General features: G+C 46.9%; 16 protein-coding genes. 9 read left to right on the top strand and 7 right to left on the bottom strand.

The window, feature by feature from the left end; all coding sequences use genetic code 11:
* Positions 1 to 4 precede the first annotated feature (4 nt).
* The 6 genes from AC5WJX_RS06805 to AC5WJX_RS06780 all read left to right on the top strand — a co-directional run bounded on the left by AC5WJX_RS06805 (position 5) and on the right by AC5WJX_RS06780 (position 11008).
* Complete coding sequence (locus AC5WJX_RS06805) at positions 5 to 1423, top strand: sugar porter family MFS transporter (RefSeq protein WP_494483906.1); 1419 nt, start codon at positions 5 to 7, stop codon at positions 1421 to 1423.
* A gap of 62 nt (positions 1424 to 1485) precedes the next feature.
* Positions 1486 to 4605, top strand: a complete 3120-nt coding sequence (locus AC5WJX_RS06800; RefSeq protein WP_494483905.1) for a SusC/RagA family TonB-linked outer membrane protein — start codon at positions 1486 to 1488, stop codon at positions 4603 to 4605.
* A 22-nt stretch (positions 4606 to 4627) separates the two neighbouring features.
* Positions 4628 to 6247 carry a RagB/SusD family nutrient uptake outer membrane protein gene (locus tag AC5WJX_RS06795; RefSeq protein ID WP_494483904.1) on the top strand — a complete coding sequence of 540 codons (1620 nt, stop codon included), beginning with the start codon at positions 4628 to 4630 and terminating at the stop codon, positions 6245 to 6247.
* 29 nt (positions 6248 to 6276) lie between these two features.
* On the top strand, positions 6277 to 7395 hold the full coding sequence (locus AC5WJX_RS06790) for a SusE domain-containing protein (protein WP_494483903.1): 1119 nt from the start codon (positions 6277 to 6279) through the stop codon (positions 7393 to 7395).
* Positions 7395 to 8606, top strand: coding sequence for a glycoside hydrolase family 76 protein (locus tag AC5WJX_RS06785; RefSeq protein ID WP_494483902.1), 1212 nt, complete (start codon positions 7395 to 7397; stop codon positions 8604 to 8606). The genes AC5WJX_RS06790 and AC5WJX_RS06785 overlap by 1 nt, the downstream gene beginning before the upstream one ends.
* Before the next feature lie 35 nt (positions 8607 to 8641).
* Positions 8642 to 11008: a GH92 family glycosyl hydrolase gene (locus AC5WJX_RS06780; protein ID WP_494483901.1), complete on the top strand. Its 2367-nt coding sequence runs from the start codon at positions 8642 to 8644 to the stop codon at positions 11006 to 11008.
* A gap of 49 nt (positions 11009 to 11057) precedes the next feature.
* On the opposite strand, the gene AC5WJX_RS06775 is transcribed toward AC5WJX_RS06780, so the two are convergent.
* The gene (locus AC5WJX_RS06775) at positions 11058 to 11510 is read right to left on the bottom strand and encodes a BLUF domain-containing protein (protein ID WP_494483900.1); all 453 of its coding nucleotides are present in this window, start codon (positions 11508 to 11510) and stop codon (positions 11058 to 11060) included.
* A 172-nt stretch (positions 11511 to 11682) separates the two neighbouring features.
* Here AC5WJX_RS06775 and AC5WJX_RS06770 point away from each other — a divergent pair, with 172 nt between their 5' ends.
* Complete coding sequence (locus AC5WJX_RS06770) at positions 11683 to 12054, top strand: response regulator (RefSeq protein ID WP_494483899.1); 372 nt, start codon at positions 11683 to 11685, stop codon at positions 12052 to 12054.
* 458 nt (positions 12055 to 12512) lie between these two features.
* Entirely contained in the window at positions 12513 to 13373 is an 861-nt protein-coding gene (locus tag AC5WJX_RS06765; protein ID WP_494483898.1) for a glycosyltransferase family 2 protein, read from the top strand.
* A gap of 74 nt (positions 13374 to 13447) precedes the next feature.
* Here AC5WJX_RS06765 and AC5WJX_RS06760 read toward each other — a convergent pair whose 3' ends face one another.
* The 6 genes from AC5WJX_RS06760 to AC5WJX_RS06735 all read right to left on the bottom strand — a co-directional run bounded on the left by AC5WJX_RS06760 (position 13448) and on the right by AC5WJX_RS06735 (position 17396).
* Complete coding sequence (locus AC5WJX_RS06760; RefSeq protein WP_494483897.1) at positions 13448 to 14359, bottom strand: NAD-dependent epimerase/dehydratase family protein; 912 nt, start codon at positions 14357 to 14359, stop codon at positions 13448 to 13450.
* A 141-nt stretch (positions 14360 to 14500) separates the two neighbouring features.
* Positions 14501 to 14683 (bottom strand): DUF3606 domain-containing protein, encoded by a 183-nt coding sequence (locus AC5WJX_RS06755; protein ID WP_494483896.1) that lies wholly within the window; start codon positions 14681 to 14683, stop codon positions 14501 to 14503.
* Between the two features lie 79 nt (positions 14684 to 14762).
* A complete protein-coding gene (locus tag AC5WJX_RS06750) occupies positions 14763 to 15854 on the bottom strand; it encodes a mannose-1-phosphate guanylyltransferase (RefSeq protein ID WP_494483895.1) in 1092 nt (363 codons plus the stop codon).
* A gap of 133 nt (positions 15855 to 15987) precedes the next feature.
* Positions 15988 to 16443, bottom strand: a complete 456-nt coding sequence (locus tag AC5WJX_RS06745) for a hypothetical protein (RefSeq protein WP_494483894.1) — start codon at positions 16441 to 16443, stop codon at positions 15988 to 15990.
* A 7-nt stretch (positions 16444 to 16450) separates the two neighbouring features.
* Positions 16451 to 16747, bottom strand: coding sequence for a hypothetical protein (locus AC5WJX_RS06740; RefSeq protein WP_494483893.1), 297 nt, complete (start codon positions 16745 to 16747; stop codon positions 16451 to 16453).
* A gap of 10 nt (positions 16748 to 16757) precedes the next feature.
* Positions 16758 to 17396 (bottom strand): DUF6266 family protein, encoded by a 639-nt coding sequence (locus AC5WJX_RS06735; RefSeq protein ID WP_494483892.1) that lies wholly within the window; start codon positions 17394 to 17396, stop codon positions 16758 to 16760.
* Between the two features lie 268 nt (positions 17397 to 17664).
* On the opposite strand from AC5WJX_RS06735, the gene AC5WJX_RS06730 reads away from it, so the two are divergent.
* Positions 17665 to 18978, top strand: a complete 1314-nt coding sequence (locus AC5WJX_RS06730) for a nucleotide sugar dehydrogenase (protein ID WP_494483891.1) — start codon at positions 17665 to 17667, stop codon at positions 18976 to 18978.
* Positions 18979 to 19029 lie beyond the last annotated feature (51 nt).

Genomic DNA, 19029 nt, shown 5'->3' with positions numbered 1-19029 from the left:
AAAGATGAACAGTTTAAGCAACAATAGCCTAACACCCCAAAAAAGCAGTTCTTACCTATATCTGGTATGCCTGGTAGCTGCTTTAGGCGGTTTCCTGTTTGGATTCGATACAGCCGTAATATCTGGCACGATCAGCCTGGTAAAAAATGACTTTAGCCTCAACCCGGTTAGCGAAGGCTGGTTTGTAAGCTGCGCCTTACTGGGCTGTATCATCGGGGTGAGCTTCTCCGGTAAACTCAGCGACAAGTACGGGCGCAAAATTGTACTGATCCTATCAGCGATCCTGTTTTTAGCTTCCGCCCTTGGCTGTATGTACGCGGAGACCTTTTCCATACTGATCATTTTCCGTTTGATCGGGGGACTGGGGATCGGTGTGGCTTCCATGGTATCACCATTATACATCTCTGAATTTGCACCCTCCCGTTTAAGGGGCATGATGGTGTCGCTTTACCAGTTGGCTTTAACAATTGGAATTGTACTGGCTTACTTTTCGAACGCTTATCTTGCGGATCATGCGAGTTCAGTTTACGCAACGGCGAGCATGACCAAAATCTTTTCTACGGAAGTCTGGCGTGCCATGCTTGGCCTTGGTGCTTTGCCGGCAGCCATCTTCCTGATTTGCCTGTTTCTGGTGCCTGAATCCCCAAGGTGGCTGCTCTTAACCGGGCAGGAGCAGAAAGCTGCAGCCATTTTGGTTAAAATTGATGGCCCTGAGGCTGCAAAGCGGGAGGTCGAAGCATTTAAAATGCAGGGGGATGATAAAGATACGCCGCTCGCAGCGCTTTTTACCCCGGTTTACCGCAAAGCTTTATGGATCGGTTTACTTTTGCCCTTCCTGTCACAGGTTTGCGGCATCAATGCCGTTATCTATTACGGTCCCCGCATTCTCGAACAGGCAGGATTCACGCTGAACAGCGCGCTTGGCGGCCAGGTAACCATCGGTCTAGTCAATGTCGTATTTACATTTGTAGCCATATTCACTGTCGACAAATGGGGTAGGAGGCCCTTGTTATTTGTCGGCATCGGCGGTGCGGTTGGCTCATTGATTATCATCGGTGCCCTATTCGCGCTTGGGATTACATCAGGGCCATGGATCCTCTTATTCATCCTGGCCTTCATAGCCTGCTTTGCTTTTTCTTTTGGACCGGTTTGCTGGGTAGTTATCGGAGAGATCTTTCCGAATGCCATCAGGGGTAAAGCCATGGCACTGGCAACCTTGTCTCTATGGGTGGGAAATTTTCTGGTTGGACAACTCACGCCCGTTATGCTGGAGGGGCTGGGTTCTTCCTGGACCTTCTGGTTGTTCGCAATTTGCTGCTCCCCGGCAATATGGCTGACCTGGAAAGTGATACCCGAAACCAAGGGCCGTTCTCTGGAAGACATTGAGCATTACTGGAAGAATGATCATGAAAAATCAGCCTGAACAGCAGTCCGCATAAAAAAATAACCAAATAACAGATTAACCAATAACCAAATAAGATTTGTATGAAACTTAAAAGATTACACAAGCCGCTTGCAGCCATGCTGGTTTGTGCTGCAGTGTTTAACGGCACTGCTGCTGTTGCGGCCTTCGTGCCTGTGGCGCGGGCAGTAAAGCTTGCCGATATCACGGTAACTGGTCGCGTACTCGACGAAAAGCAACAACCTATACCTGGTGTAAACATCAGCATCGCCGGTACTAAAACAGGAACCGTCTCCGATGTAAACGGTAATTATAAATTGAATGTGCCGGACGCTTATGCTGGCCGCAGCCTGAGCTTCTCCTATATCGGATATCTTAGCCAGCAAGTTGCGATTGCCGGAAAAACGCAAATTAACGTTACCCTGCAGCCAGATAATCAGAACCTCAATGAAGTCGTTGTAGTTGGTTACGGCACGCAATCGCGGGTGAGCCTGACCGGTGCTGTAAGCCAGGTTAGTTCCGAAAACATCGAAAACAAACCTGTACTGAATACCTTGCAGGCCCTGCAGGGTGAGGCACCCAATCTGGTCATCCAACAAAGCCAGCTTAACCCCGGCAGTAATGTAAGCATCAACATCCGTGGGGTCGGGACCCTTGGTAACAATGATCCACTGGTTGTTATCGATGGGATCGTCGGCGGTAACATCAATACCCTGAACCCGAACGATATTGCCAGCGTATCCGTGTTAAAAGATGCTGGTTCGGCAGCTATTTATGGCTCACGTGCAGCAAATGGCGTACTATTGGTAACCACGAAGAGTGGTAAGATCAACCAAAAGCCATCACTCAGTTACAATACCAACTTTGGTTTGCAGGATCCACGGGTGCTGGTTGAAAAAGTTGACGCCTGGGACAACGCTTATTATAAGAACCTTTCGCTGGTAAACGCGGGTCTGCCTCCGGTTTATACACCAGATCAGATCCTGGAGCTGAAAAATCAAGGCAACGGCACCTGGGATATTGAGCACCTCCTTAAAAATGCGCCGCAGCAGTCGCACAATGTAAGCCTCAGCGGTGGTGGTGAAACCAATTCCTACTATGTGTCCGCAGGTTATCAGGATCAAAAAAGTAACTTCATCGGCAACGGCGGTTCAGGTCCTGATTTTGGTTACAGCAAATACAACCTTCGTTTAAACCAGACCTCTCAGATCGGTGTACTGAAGGTTAATGTGATTCTGAACTATACCAAGACACGGAATAAAACCAACTCTGTGGGTGATAATAACATCTTCGCTGATGCTAACCGCGTACCATGGAACTATAACTGGCAGGATGAGAATGGTAACTACCTCACCAACCCGGTAGCTTCACAGTACAACGAATATGGGGTGCTGGAAAAAGGCGGATTCAACCAGGCAGACAATGACGAGATCTTTGGGAATTTCAATGCGCAGCTTAACCTAACCAAGGACCTGAAGTTAACCGGGGTTTTCGGTGGAACGATCGCTAATAACGGCAACTTTTTCCGCCGCACCAGGGTAGATTTTCTCCCATCCGGCATTTATGGTGAAGATGCAACGGTATTCGACAACAATGCAAAATCTAATCTGTTCAACACGCAACTCTTATTGGAATACAGCAAGACTATAGCAGATCATAGCTTTAAAGCTTTGTTCGGTGCATCGAATGAAAATTTCAGTTCGAGGGGCTTTCAATTACAAAAGACTTTGACGGACCCATACTTAGGTACAGCCACGACGGGAACCTTGATTGATGCAATAAATTCCTATAACAGTATTGGCATAGACCAATGGAGCCTGAATTCGCTATTTACCAGAGTAAATTATGCCTATAAGAACAAATACCTGGCAGAAGCAACCGTTCGTAATGATTATTCATCCAGGTTTGCAAAAGGTAACCGCGCGAGTATTTTTCCGTCAGTGAACCTGGGCTGGCTAATTTCGGAAGAAGATTTTATGCAGCCGCTTGAAAATACCATCAGCAACTTAAAGCTGCGTACAACCTACGGGATCCTGGGTAACCAAAATGTTGGCGCTTACCAGTACCAAACAACGTATTTTAACTACCCAAGTGCCTATGGTTTCAGTAACCAGTCTGTTGGTGGGGCAGGTTTTAACCTGAGCAACCAAGATTTGACCTGGGAAAAAGCGGCCACCCTGAACGTAGGGCTTGACCTTGGTTTTTTCAACAACAGTCTTACAGCATCATTTGACTACTTTAATAAAGTCACCAGCGATATCCTGCAGCCCCGTTATGACGTGCCGCGCTTATTTGGTGCTGGATTGCCGGATTACAATGTTGCCAAGGTACGTAACCAAGGCTGGGAAGCAACCTTAACGTATAATATGAAAACCGGTGAAGCGGCACATAGCTTCAGCATGAACTTGTCAGACAGCAAAAACAAGCTCATGACCTTAACTGGTGGTACAACCGAGCAGATCATCAACCAGGATGTGTTTCAACTAATCCGCAGGGTTGGTGAACCGATCACCCAATACTATGGTTACGAAAGAGCTGGCTATTTCCAGAATGATGCGGATGTGCAAAGTGCAGCGAAGCCCGCAGGTGCAAATGTTGGCCCGGGCGATATCAAGTTTAATGACCGCAATGGTGACGGCATCATAGACGAAAAAGATAAGACGGTTTTAGGTAATCCCTTCCCACGTTATACCTTCGGCTTTACGTACAGGTTAAACTATAAGAACTTTGATTTCCAAATGTTCATACAGGGTGTTGGTAAAAGAGATGCCTTTCTGCGTGGCGAACTCGTGGAGCCTTTTCACTACAATTATGGCGCAACCGTTTATCAGCACATGACAGACTATTGGACACCGCAGAACCCGGATGCTACTTATCCCAGACTTGCTGCGATTGGTTCGGCATCGAACACAAACAACTGGCGTTCCGGCTCTGACCTGTATAAATACAATGCAGCCTACGCGCGTTTAAAGAACGTGAATATCGGTTATACCTTTCCTAGAAATATCAGCAAAAAAGCCGGTATGGAAAGACTGCGCGTTTCACTGATCGGTCAAAATCTTTTCACACTCAGCAAGCTAAGTTTTATTGATCCGGAAACTACCGAATTCGGAAATAATGTGAGTGTTTCTTCGGGCTCTAACAGTGCCAGAAGCTATCCATTACCAGTATTCTACGGTGCAGGTATAGACATTACTTTTTAAGGAAAATATTAAAAATACAAACATGAAAATTCTAATCAGACTGCTAATCGTCTTCCTGACTGCAACGGTTGCATCAGGGTGTAAGAAACTGGACCTGGCGCCAACCGATCGGTTTTCCGACCAAACCTTCTGGAACGTTGACGCAAACGTATACAGCGCATTGAATAATAATTATAGCCTGATGTACAACAGCAACATGTACTTCTATAACGAGGCAACTTCAGATAATGCTTATAGCACAACAGGAGATTTTGCGCTCATCGCAAGTGGTAATGCCAATGCCGCACAGGGTAAATTCCTGAATGACTGGACCTACTTCTACAGCGCCATCAAATCGTGTAATGTTTTTCTGGCGAGTGTGGATCAGAACACCACGCTTGCACCAGCGGTGATCGAGCGCTTAAAAGCGGAGAACCGCTTTATTCGTGCTTTTGCACATTTCAATCTTGCAAAGTGGTATGGCGATGTACCGCTGATCAGTACTGATATTTCTCCGGACGAAGCCAAGGTGATTACCCGCAGTCCAAAGGCAACCGTCATCCAATTTGTACTTGATGAACTGGACGCTGCCATAGCAGCATTGCCTGCCAAAGAACAGCTTGCTGCTACAGAAAATGGACGCATTACAAAAGGAGCAGCACTGGGCTTAAAAGCCCGTGTGTTATTGTATGAAGGGAACCGCATGGCTGAGGTTGTTGAAGTAAGCGAGCAGCTGATGAACAACCAGGGAGTTAACGGGCAGTATGGTTTGGTCGCTAACTACAGCAGTCTTTTCAGTGACCCAGCTTTGAACAAGAATAACAATGAGGCAATACTTTCCCTGCAATATGTACCAGCAATCCGTACCTGGGGTGAATTTTTTGATTTTGCACCACGGTCGGTGGGTGGTCGGGTAAGTGGCATGTCGCCAACGCAGGAACTTGTTGATGATTATATTACCCTGAATGGCCGCGGCATCAGGGAAGCCGGTTCGGGATATCTGGAAAGTAATCCTTACGTGAACCGGGATCCGCGTCTAACCGCCACCGTGGTCTACGATCAGTACAATTGGCTTAAGCCAGATGGCAGTACCAAAGTAATTTACATTAAACCTGGAACCGACCCAGATCCGGCTCGTTTGGATGAATTTAGTCCTGCTTCACAGGCCTCTTCTCCAACAGGTTACTACTGGCGTAAATATTATGATCCAATCGCTTTAGCTTCTTTTACCTCGGGTATGAACCTGCACCTGATCCGGTATGCGGAAGTGCTACTGAATTATGCGGAAGCAAAACAAGCCCTTGGACAGATGGATGAAGCGGTATGGAACAATACGATCAGGCTTTTGCGTCAACGTGCAGGTTTTACCGATGCCGCTGCACTGAATTTTCCTGGAAACGCTGATATGACCAACATCATTCGCCGCGAACGCCGGACCGAACTGGCAATGGAAGGTTTAAGAACAGATGACATCCGCAGGTGGAAAATTGGCGAGATCACCTTAAATGGCTATGCACATGGTGCCAGGTTTGGTGATGCTGCAGTAGATAATGGTTATATCCGTGCACAAAGAAGGACCTTCAGTGCCAAAGATTACCTATGGCCAATTCCTTCTTCTGAAATCGGATTGAATCCAAGTCTTACTCAAAATCCTGGTTATTAATGATTACGCAAGCAATTAAAACTTACAAAATGAAAAATTTAATCAGATTGGGTTGTGCGCTCTTGCTGGCTTCGCTTTCAATCGCATCCTGTAAAAAAGATACCAGGGCACTAAATGAAACCTTAATTCCGGTTGGGGCTTTAAGCCTGCCTGCAGATCAGCTAGCCCTAACACTGGATCCGACATCGGATACCACTGTGGAATTTAAATGGGAAGCCGCTGCTGCGGCCGATGGCGACTTTGTACTCTACGAACTTGCATTTGATAAAGCAGATGGTGACTTTAGTAATCCCATCTTCAAAACTGTATCCGAGGGCGGAGGACTGGAAACCAGTGTTAGGTTAAGTCATAAAGAGCTGAACAAGATCGCCAATACGGCGGGCATCGCAGCTTCCTCAAGCGGTAGCCTTAAATGGGCGGTACTCGCTTCAAAAGGTACGAACATCGCCAGGAGCAGCGTTGCCAGGACCATTGAAATCAGCAGACCTGCTGGTTTTGCGGATCTTCCTGCAGCGCTGTACCTCAGCGGTACCGCTACAGAAGCCGGCTCAGATCTAAGTAAAGCGCTTAAGCTTAAAATGAATGAGGAAGGCGTTTTCGAGATCTATACTTCGCTTAAAGCCGGGGAATATTTCCTGACGGATCAACCGGGCTCCGGGGGCAAAAATTATTTTATTGAAAACGGTATGATCAAAGAAGGCGATACGCCTGCAAACATTACTGGCGAAAAATTTTACCGCATAACGCTGGACTTTAACGTTGCTACGGCCAGCTTGGTCGAGATACAATCCCTTGGCTTGTGGATGTCAGCATATAACTCCGAAATCGGCCAGCTGGAATACATGGGCAACAGCACCTGGGCTGCTGCCAGCATTCCGGTAGAATTTTTTCAGTTTGACTGGGGAAGGGATGAACGATACAAATTTGTGTTCCATACCTCTGCGGGCCTGCAGTTTATGGGCAGTCCGAAAGCGGATAATGGCTCACCAACGGGGCAGCCAGCTTCTTATTTCGAGGTGCAGCCGGTAAGCAATGATCAATGGGCCAATACCTATAAGTTTGCACCCGCTGCGGATCGTAAAAATGTGAAAGTGGAATTTTCTTTAAGAACGGATGCACCGTACACACACGTGGTGAATGTAAACTAATGATGATGAAGAATTTTCTATATGGTTGCGTGGCGGCGATGTTATTGTCTACCGGATCTTGCGGAAAGGAAGCGGCAGCCCCAGCGGCAGATCCTGTACTGCCCAAGCCGGGCGACAGCACCTCGGTGCCTGCAATCTCTATGTACCTGAGAAAAGCGAAGGAGACGAACAACTTTATTGTCGCGAACCTGCTTACGCCTTATAAGAGTTATAAGGTAAATACCACGACCAATACCACCAGTGCTTTTGAATGGTACACCGTGAGTCAGATCTACGCCGATGCCGCCATGGTCGTTAATGGAGACGCTTCCTATTTGACCAGCATGAACCAGACCTTTGAATGGATGGAGCATTTATGGGATAAGAATGATCCTAACGGCGGATATTTCGGCTTTGCATCTTTAGATGGCAGCGGCGCATCGGGGATCAAATATGTTGATGATAATTCATTAAGTGGCATGGTTTACCTGGAAGCTTATGAAGTAAGCACCGGGTCGTACAAGGAAGCCTATCTTGCAAAAGCCAAACGCTGTGCCGACTGGCTTATCAAGAGTGGTTTGTTTGATCAGACCCATGGTGGAGGCTTTTGGTGGACAACGGACCGGCAAGTTAAGCCTACCCAAACGAATGGTCTTGCACTGCAACTTTTTTCTAAGCTTTATAAGATCACCGGAGAAGAGCAATATAAAGCATGGGCCATTTCGGTAAATTCTTGGTTAAACAGCAAAATGTACCATGCCTCTAGTGGCTTATATGCCTGGCAGTTTGAGCAGAATGGGAAGCGTAATGATATTTTCTTTACGTATGACAATGCAATCATGGTTGAAGCATTTTTGTTGTATGCGCAAGCCATGAACGAGAACAGTTATGTCGCAAAAGCGCAGGCCCTCGGTAAAGCCATGAACCGGGTGCTTTGGGATACCCAGCATAATGTATATGTTTTCAATACGGCCGATCGCCGCATCACCCCAGCCTGGTGTGGATGGGGTACGCAAGCGATGATCAGGCTCTATGAAACGGATAAAAATGCGAGCTGGCTGAACTATGCGAAAGGTAATGTGGATGCGATCAACACGGTATTACTTAATCCAGCGAATAAAGGATACTTGCAATTTTCAAACCTTGATGGTTCCGGGAAGTACAGCAATTACGAAGGCGTTGATCAAGCCTGGATGCAACGCTTGCAGGTGATGCTCTCGAAATACAAATAAAAACTAAATTGGCTTGTTGCCATAGATTGGAAATTATGAAAACAACATTTAAACCCATCCTTGTACTATTACTATTTGCGCTTGCTTCCTGTAGCGTCAAACGTGAAAATTTTCTGAAATACGTTGATCCTAATATCGGCACAGCACATAGCCGCTGGTTCTTTTATACCCCTGCGGCAGTGCCTTACGGCATGGCGAAACTTGCTCCTTCAACCAATGGACATTATGGCAACGAGTCCGGTTGGGAAGCGGTAGGCTATGATACGCGTCAAAACTCCATAGAAGGCTTTGTACACTTCCATGAATGGCAGGTGGGTGGTGTGAGTTACATGCCGACAACAGGTGAATTGAAAGTGAAACCAGGAAAACTGGAAGATATCAACAGCGGCTACCGGTCGAAGTTCGATCGTAAGCAGGAGCAGGCTGAACCTGGTTATTACAAGGTGTTACTGGAGGATTACGGCATTACCGCCGAACTCACGGCGACCAGGCGCGTGGGCTTCCAGCGCTACCGCTTTCCTGCAAATGCGCAGTCGCACATCATTCTGGATATTGGTAATAAGCAGGGCGAAAGCAGTGATGTAACGGATGCAAGCATCAGGATGATAGACGATACGCACTTTGAAGGTTATGTATATACCTATCCAAAATATGTTAAGATTTACGATCCTGAAGGTAAAGTGGCCATGTTCTTCTATGGAGAGATCAGCAAAAAACCTGCGAATGTAACGTCATTTACTGCGGCTGAGACTAAACCAAACACGAATGCTGCAAAAGGTGTTGGTGCCGGACTGGTGCTGAACTATCAAACCAGCGATCAGGAAGTGATTGAAGTTAAAACAGGTTTATCTTACACCTCCATTGAAAATGCAAAGGGCAACTTTGTGGCCGAAGCTACAGGCTTAACCTTCGAAAAGGCAAAGGCCGCGGCACAGGAAAGCTGGCAGCAGGAATTGAGCAAAATTGCCGTAACGGGCCGCAATGAAGCAGATAAGAAAAAATTCTATACGGGACTGTTCCATGCCTTGCTGGGCAGGGGTATCGCCAGCGATGTGAATGGTGCCTACCCAAAACACCAGGGTACCATGGGGCAGCTGCCTGCGCAGTCTGGAAAGGACATGAAAGCCGAATTCATCAACACGGATGCGATCTGGGGTGGCTACTGGAACATCACCCAGCTCTGGGCATTAAGTTACCCCGAATGGTACGGTAGTTTCGTGAATACACAGTTACAGTTGTATAAGGACCGGGGCTGGTTTGGTGATGGTATCGCCAACAGCCAGTATGTCTCGGGTGTGGGTACCAACTTTGTCGGGCTTGCCATCGCGGCGGCCTATAATTCCGGTATTCGCAATTACGATGTTAACCTGGCTTACGAAGCTGTTAAAGCAAATGACCTGAACTATAAAGGCCGGATCATCGGCTCCGGTAAGATGGATACCAAAGCATTCCTGGAACATGGCTATGTGCCACATCTGGAACAGACCGGGCGCGATTTTGTAACTGACTCTACCGGATCTAATTTTTCAGGATCACATACTCTGGAGTATAGTTTCAGCGCATTTGCAACCGCACAGATGGCCAAAGTGATGGGAAAAAATGAGGATTATCGGCAGCTGCTGAAATATTCTAATGGCTGGCGCGCCCTGCTGAACCCGGCAAATAAGCTGATGCAACCGAAAATGGCTAATGGTCAATTTGTGGACAAGTTCGATCCTTATCAGCCATGGCGTGGTTTTCAGGAAGGTAATGCTATTCAGTACACCTTTTATGTACCGCACAACCCTGCGGGCTTAATCGATGCCATTGGAAAGGAGCAGTTCAATAAACGCCTGGACAGCATCTTCCGTGTTTCGGAGAAACTGGCCTTTGGCGGTGGCAAGACCATCGATGCTTTCGCCGGCATCAATGCCATTTATAATCACGGTAATCAACCCAACTTACATATCAGCTGGCTTTTTAATTTCTCGGGTAAACCCTGGTTAACGCAAAAATGGACGAGGTTAATCGGACAGGAATTCTATGGTACGGATCCAATACATGGCTATGGCTATGGACAAGACGAAGATCAGGGTCAACTGGGATCCTGGTATGTGATGAACGCTTTAGGCCTTTTCGATGTAAAAGGATTAACAGATGCCAGGCCGATTATTCAGCTCGGCAGCCCGCTATTTGATAAAGCGGAAATTAAGCTCGGCAACGGACAACATTTGTCGATACATACCATAAATAACGCTGCTGAAAATGTATATGTACAATCGGCCGAGTTTAATGGCAGACCTTTAGATAATTGTTGGTTATACCGGGACGAACTGATGAAAGGTGGTGAGCTCGTATTTACCATGGGTAATCAGCCGAATGAAACGTGGGGTACCAGAGTACCCCCGCCATCTGCGCAATAGATGTAGATGATCAGAAAACAGCCGTTCAGTTGAAAAGCTTGAACGGCTTTTACATGGCTTTACAAAACGACTTCATAAAATCCAGTAACATGTGGTTGTTGATGTCTTCCTGCTCTGCAAGTATGAGCGGATCTAATTCAAAGAATCCGCTGAATGATGGACTAAGTTCCAGGTTTATCTTTTCAAATCTCATTTCCCAGCTTTCGAAGTTCCGGGTTTTAATGGGGCCATGTACTACCAGAAAAACGTCGGTGTGTCGGCGGTCTTTTTGGATCCGCTGGAAAAGATCAGCGAGTTTATGTTCTTCACCTTCCAGCACCTGGATGAACTTGCGGTGCTGTTCCTGCCTGGATTCTCCTTCGATATAAGCCAGGCAGCCGGTGATGTCATCAAGTTTATTATTGAATCTGGATTGCCCCACGATCGCCTCAATTTCCTCCTGTGGTAAGCCTTTAGCTGCAACACTCATATAGATCAGGCTGTATATTGCTGGTGTTTGCATGGCGCAAATATAGGCTTATGCCCTCAGAACCGGATTTAAAGCGGTATACTAATTTATGAAAAGCGGCTGAAAATGAAAATTTGTTCAACTGCTGTAAAGATTTGAGAAAGGGCTGTCTGAAACTGTGAATATATTATCTTTGTCAGGATTTAACCTGCTGAAAAACAAATCCATGAAAGGGACAATATTCGTTGTTGAGAAAGATCCATCGTTGCTGGAGCTGCTGAAACTGCTTCTGGAAGAAAAGGGTTTAAGCGTTCTTACGGCATCGCCATTTGAAGATCCATTGTCTGCAATCCTTAAGGCCAGACCGGATGTGATCCTATTGGATGTGATCCGTGTTAGCGAGGAGGGTACCGCCCTTTGTGTGCAGTTGAAGCAGCAGGAAGCCACCCGGGATATCCCTGTAGTGGTGCTGTCAACGCATCCGAAGGCCGCTCAAGTCAAAGATGTTTGCGCGGATGAGGTAATTCTGAAGCCCTTTGATATTGATGACTTGTTTGAAGCCGTTAACCAGCAGCTTAACCTGGCGGCATCTGATTGAAAGTTAGCAGATTAAAACGCTGGCTTCTTCAAAATATTTCTTTATTTCAAAAATAATACAACCTTTTTATTTCAAAGTTGTTTAACTTTAGTAAAACCTTAGGTAGAAAGGTTTATAGAATTGTTCTTTATAAATTACCAAAAAGGTTTCGGGGATCACGAGTGGTGGCTCAGCATTCCCGAAACTTCATTATATAAGACCAGGGTCCAATGTCATTTGGCCAGGCCCTCGAGCATATTGACCAGAATTACCCCATATTCTTTTAAACTTCCACAAGCAGGCTGCCTATTTTGGCAGATCATCCTCAACAGGTAAGCTTAACTCAAGTTTTAACAATAACTTCATTCAGAATAAACCACATTTTTCAATTAATTTTTCCAATTTAGGACAAATCGGCGCATTACTTGCTATGTGGCAAGTGATTTATAGCCATAACAATATTGTCTCAGAAATTAATAATGAAAAGAATTGCCGTGCTGCTCACCTGTCACAACAGGAAAGTGAAGACACTAAGTTGTTTAACGGCGCTGTATGCCTGCAGCTTGCCTGAAAGCCTGAATTTTGATGTTTACCTGGTAGACGACGGAAGTACCGACGGTACCAAAGAAGCCGTGGCAGAGAAATTTCCCGCGGTACATGTTATTGTTGCAGATGGTTCGCTTTTTTGGGCGGCCGGCAGCAATACGGCCTGGAAAGCAGCCATTGCTGCGGACATTGGCTACGATTACTACCTCTTGTTGAATGATGATACATTGATTTTCCCGGAGCTGTTCGACGTATTTGAACACGATCTGGCGATGATAGACCGTGATGAATTCATTCTGGTGGGCAGTACCTACAGCTCTAGTGAAGACAGGAAGATATCCTATGGCGGGCGTAAGCTGCTAAAGGCCGGGGCACCCAAATCTACTTTACTGGTCCCAAATGGTGTGAGTCCCCAGTCCATTGATTTGGGAAACGCCAACATTATGCTAGTTAGTCACCCAGTGGTGGAAAAGATCGGTGTACTTACCAGTGAATACAAACATGGTTTTGCAGATTTTGAGTATACACTTACAGCCAGAAAGCATAACATTCCGGTGATGATCACCTCAATGGTGCTGGGCATCTGTGAGAATGATCATGGTAAGAAGTGGTTGTCGAAAAGCGAGTCGACGTTGAAAGAACGCATTGCTTTTATGTATAGCGTAAAAGGGCTGTCTTACGAGAACTACATGAAGTTCTACGGAAGGCATTTTCCGAAACATGTTTTCCGTGAGAAGGTGAAGATGTGGCTGAAGACACTTTTCCCATGGATATGGGATCTGTTGAAGAAATAAAAAAAACCGGCCTTTGAGCCAGTTTTTTGTTTAAAACCCTGTTCGGTGGACCAGGATTGGAGCGTTAACATTGTTTAAGCCTCTTCGAGGCTGCTGATCGGATCATTACGCCTGAATACTGCGGGATCAAAGGCATCATGGCCTATGCCCATTTCCAGCAGTCCGGCGTAAAGTTCCAGTATGGTTTGTTTTAAAGTATAACGTGGTTGCTGTGCCGGGGCAAGCTGTTGGAACAGGCTATAGTCGTACGGCGGTATGCATCGCTCCTGTGGAACCGCGGAGCAGATCACCAGGGTGCCCGGGATGAGTTCTGCTACGATATCCGCAAGTTCGCTGCGGCGGAAGGTCCAGTTGGCAGCACCAGCCTGGAGGTTTAGAAATGGTTCATCACTCACCTGATTCCGGTTTGCGGCCCAGGTAATTACCCTGGCCAGATCTTTCACGTGGATCAGGCTGATACAGGTATTGGCATCACCAGGAACCAGGATCTGCCCATTGGTAATGGCTTGCAATACAAATTCGTTCAACAGCAGATCCAGACGAAGGCGGTCGGTCATGCCGCAAGCCATACCGAATTGCAGCATGGTCACCTGGAAATGGGCATCAGCCAGTGCTTCCAACTTGCTCGAAACTTCGATGTCCCCCGGACCATAAGGGTCGATAAAATGTTGTACTCCAGCTTGTTTCGCCATCTCCGCAAGGCGGATGGTGTTCAAGGCATTGATTTCCGGAAAAGCTTCAGGTGCACCTTTTGCGAGATGTATGATTACGTTTACGCCTTCGAGCAGGCTGGAGGGGATGTTGCGGACATCACCGAAATGTTGGGCATCAAGGTTGCGTTCGGGCAGGAAGCCTGCATTGGTCAGCGCATGCGCAAAGGCCCCGGTATCATAGCCGATCAGTTCTGCGTTCGGGTACACACGGCGCAGTTGTGCCAGGGTCCCCGGGCCTACATAGCCCATGTTTCCGGTGATTAGAATTCTCATAACGAGCGTGATTAAACAAAGCGTGGGTTAAATTCGCTGTTATAAAATTAGGGAAAGTATTCACCCGGGGAAATGTTTGACGGCTTCTGTCCGCATTTCGAGAAATTGCCTGTGCAGATTCGAGTAAACGCACAGATTTTCTCAATGCTGCTTTTTCAGCCAAGCCTCTACATCCTCGCGTTTGTTGCCAACGGCGTCAATTGCAGCACGTACCTGTTCCCGGCTTACCCCAAGTTTTTCTTCCAGGTAAGACAGTTCATAACTTTCATTTCCATTAACGCGGCTGCGATCGCGGCCGTCCTGTATGTTCTTATTGTCTGCCATATTCCAGTTTTTTGTTGCAAAAGCAACAAAGGACTGGAATAAAAAGTTTGGCAATTACGGCGAATAGCGCCAATAAGGTTTAAATGAAACGTTCTCCGAATTTAGATTTTACATCAGCGACGATCTGTTTAACGCTTTGTTCTTCTGCCCTTGGGCAGATCATCAGCGTATTATTGGATTCCACAACGATGTAATTATGCAGGCCCTGTAAGATCACCAGCTTTTCTTCCGGAACATTCACCATACAATTGGAGGAGTCGAACATCATCACCTGGTCGGAGGGGATTACGGCGTTACCGACATAATCTTTTTCCGCCATATCGTAGATGGAAGACCAGGTTCCAAGGTCGGACCAGCCGAAGTCAGCGGGCAGCACATAAACATTCTCTGCTTTTTCCATGATGCCGAAGTCGATGGAGATATTGGTGCACTGCTGGTAAGCGGTTGCGATAAATTTTTTTTCCAGCCCGGTGTTGTAGGCGGTAGTCCCCTGATCAAAGATCTCATGCATATCCGGCAGGTGTTTGCGGAAAGCGTTGGCTATGGCCTTTGCAGACCAGATGAAAATGCCGGCATTCCAAAGAAAATCGCCACTTTGAATAAAGGTTTGTGCCAGTTCGCGATTGGGTTTTTCGGTAAAGAGTTTCACCTTATGGATCTGCTCGTCTCCCTCCAGACTATCGGCTGTAAATTGGATATAACCATATCCCGTATCGGGGCGACTCGGCTTGATGCCTAGTGTGACGAGCACATCCGTCGATGCCGCCGCCTGCAGGCATTGATCGATTGCGGCGATGAACGCATCCTGGTTAGCAATGGTATGGTCGGAAGGCGCAACGATCACTACCGCCTCTGGATTGAGGGCCGCAATTTTCATGGCGCCGTATGCGATGCATGGTGCGGTATTGCGCATCATGGGTTCTGCCAGGATCTGGTTATCCTGCATGGCAGGCAGTTGTTCCCTGATCAGATTCACATAGATCTCGTTGGTCACGATGAATATGTTTTCGGGCGGGCAGGTTTTTAGAAAGCGCTCATAAGTACTTTGAATCAACGTTTTTCCAACGCCGAAGAAGTCGATAAATTGTTTTGGATGTGCAGTTCTGCTGACCGGCCAGAAGCGGCTACCAACACCGCCCGCCATGATTAATGCGTAATTGTTTCTGTTCATATAATCCGTCGATTACTCTCAGGAGACACTTAATTCCTGATTGCGGGCAAGATACAACTTCATTGCCAGTAATCTAATGAACAGCTTGCTACACGGATTTTCACACTGAAATTTCTTACATGGGGTTAAATCCTTAGTTTACATAGCTTATGACATCATCTGGCTGTTTAAAGCTGTTTAGGTTATCGATCCAGGCGGCCTGGATGCCCAAGAGGATCTCATTTTTGGTTTGCGGCTCCAATTGCAAACGGAAAAGCGTGTCTGCGTCGCAGGGCAACTCCCTGCAGCTGAATTCCATTTGCTGAAAGACTGCACCATTTGGCTCGCTTCCATGGTAGACCTGAAATAAGGTAAAAACCATTTCAACACCCTTATCTGATCTTGCGGGTTTAATTAGCACAGGTAGCTCATCTGCATTTAACCAGCAGGGTCGGGGTGCAGCGTTCGCTTTTACAAGCGTATAATGGTAATTGGAATTCAGCTGGCCCAGTGCGCTGCATCGTGTAATGATTTGCAGCATTGCATGTTTTCCTTCCCTGTCAGGGAGGGGAAGTACTGTGGTGTCCAGTACCGTCATATCTTTTTCCATAGGTATATTATGCGTTAGCCGGTATCCAGTCTGGTAATTTATTTGCAAATAGTTGTATGCCGAAATTTTCCAGGTGTTCAATCTCCTGGTTTTTTGTTTTCACAATCGTGTCGTAGCCCAGTCTGTCGATGAAAGGAAGTTCGGGGTTACTGACATCCACACCACCCAGGCGAAAAAGCTCATCGACTGCAACATTACTCCAGCGGTTCAATTGCAGGATCCGGGTGCATGCGGTTTGTGTGAAAGTCGGCTCATTTCTCTTCCAGGCGGGCGGCCTTTTATAGGTCCAACGGTTTTTTCCCATGGTTTGACCGTCAGTTTTGGGTAATGCTACCCAGGTAGACACTATTTGACACACTTTCACGATCTTCGGATACAAAGGCGATGTAGGTTTCGGCCGCCATAGCCCGATAGGATGGAGGTAAAAGCAGCAGGTCTGTACCTGTGCTGCGATGCGCCCCGGCGGTGCTGAACAGCGCTTCGCTGATCTCTGGGAACCAGGCCAGCAGCATCGCCTGATCCTGGTTTGTGGACCAGGGCAGTTCCGGTTCAATGTCCCAGTTAAACCGGAGGCCTTCAGGATCCCTGGCAACATTCGGCTGCTTGGGAAGAAGAGCATTACCCTGGCTCAGCAATACTTTATCGTACAGGATTACCGGTTGTAGTTCCTCAAAGGTCACCGCATGCATGCGGTTATAAGCGGTCGCGAGGTTATGGTAGTTGTGGATGGTACCTGCGGCTTTGTTTTTAAAGCCAGCCTTAATAAAAGGCTTGATCTTATTGAAGAAGGCCATCAACAGTTTCATGCTGTTGTTCTGCGCCAGTACGTTTTTGGATTTGATTTTCTTTTTAATGCCGAGGCCACGGATAACTTCCTGACCATTGAGTTGATAAAATACCATTTTGGATATTTTACCATTTGCGGCACCTGCGGGGCCAGAGGATCTTGCCATATTGAAGAGCGTTTAATTTGATTGAGTATCCAATATATTACTAATTGTTAATATAAATATTTAATATCTGAAAATAATTAAACTTTAACGAGGGGTGTACCCGCGGTCTTGCCGCCCTTGATCCGGTGAGGGGGCGTTTCAACCCCGCTTGGAGGCCGGGTCGAGGGCGGCTTGAGGGCGCTTCAAGCCCCCGGGCATTTACCTTGTTAAATTATATTCTATTTACCGGGACCTCTATTCTGTAGATAGCGCTTATATTTGAACGCAAATGAAAGAACCGATTGCTGTGCTAACTGATGCCACCCGCATCGCTGTTATAGGTCTTGGCTATGTGGGCTTGCCGCTGGCGGTGGCGCTTGCCGAAAAGTATCCCGTTATGGGCTTCGACATCAACCCTGCGCGAATTGATCATCTGAATAGGGGTAATGATCAGACACAGCAGGTGGAGGAACATGCTTTAAGGCAGGTCATGGCTACAACTTCGACAGGTCGCGGACTGGTTTTTACCAATGCGCTCGACGAGATTCGGGCATGTAGCATCTATATCGTCACGGTGCCTACACCGGCGGACAAAAACAATCGTCCAGACCTGCGTATATTGTACAAGGCTAGTGAGATGGCCGGAAGCGTATTGAAGAAAGGTGATCTGGTGATCTATGAATCGACAGTTTATCCCGGGGTTACGGAAGAGGAGTGTGTGCCTATTCTGGAGCGTGTAAGCCAATTGAAGTATAATGAAGATTTTTTTGTCGGTTATTCCCCTGAGCGCATCAATCCAGGCGATAAGGTGCGGACCATTACGAATATTTTGAAGGTGACCTCAGGCTCTAGCCCGGAAGTGGCGGATTATGTGGACGCGCTTTACCGTTCCATTGTGACTGCCGGCACCCATAAGGCCAGCAGCATTAAAGTGGCGGAAGCGGCTAAGGTAATTGAGAACTCACAACGGGATATAAACATAGCTTTTGTGAATGAGCTGAGTAAGATCTTTAACCGCATGGGCATTGATACCCATGATGTTTTAGAGGCTGCCGGTACGAAATGGAACTTCCTGAAATTCTATCCCGGACTGGTCGGCGGGCACTGCATTGGAGTGGATCCTTATTACCTGGCGCAAAAGGCGCAGGAATTAGGCTACCATCCGGAGATCATTCTGGCCGGGCGGCGCCTGAATGACGATATGAGCAATTACATCGCAGGGGAGGTGATCAAGCTGATGATCAAAAATGATATACAGGTAAAAGCAGCAAAAATTTTGATCTTGGGTTTTACGTTTAAGGAGAACTGTCCCGATGTACGAAATACCAAAGTAATCGATATCATTAAAGAGCTTGAGACGTACGATACTACGGTTACGGTTTATGATCCATGGGCAAAGCCAGAAGAGGTATTGTCGGAGTATGGGGTACTGTCTTTCAATCAATTTGAAGCGATCTCTTCGGATCGGTTTGACACCATTATTCTGGCGGTTGGACATGACGTTTTTAAAACGCTCAAACTGTCAGAATTGAAAAAGGACAGGTCAATTGTGTACGATATCAAAGCTTTTCTAGACCGGAATGAGGTCGATTATAGATTGTAATGATACGAGGTAGTGTTGTGGCAAAGTGTAGAGGTTTATTCGCTGTCCCAC

It is taken from the genome of Pedobacter sp. NEAU-ZC8 (genome assembly GCF_059278965.1).
This window is presented reverse-complemented; position numbering and strand designations above follow the sequence as displayed.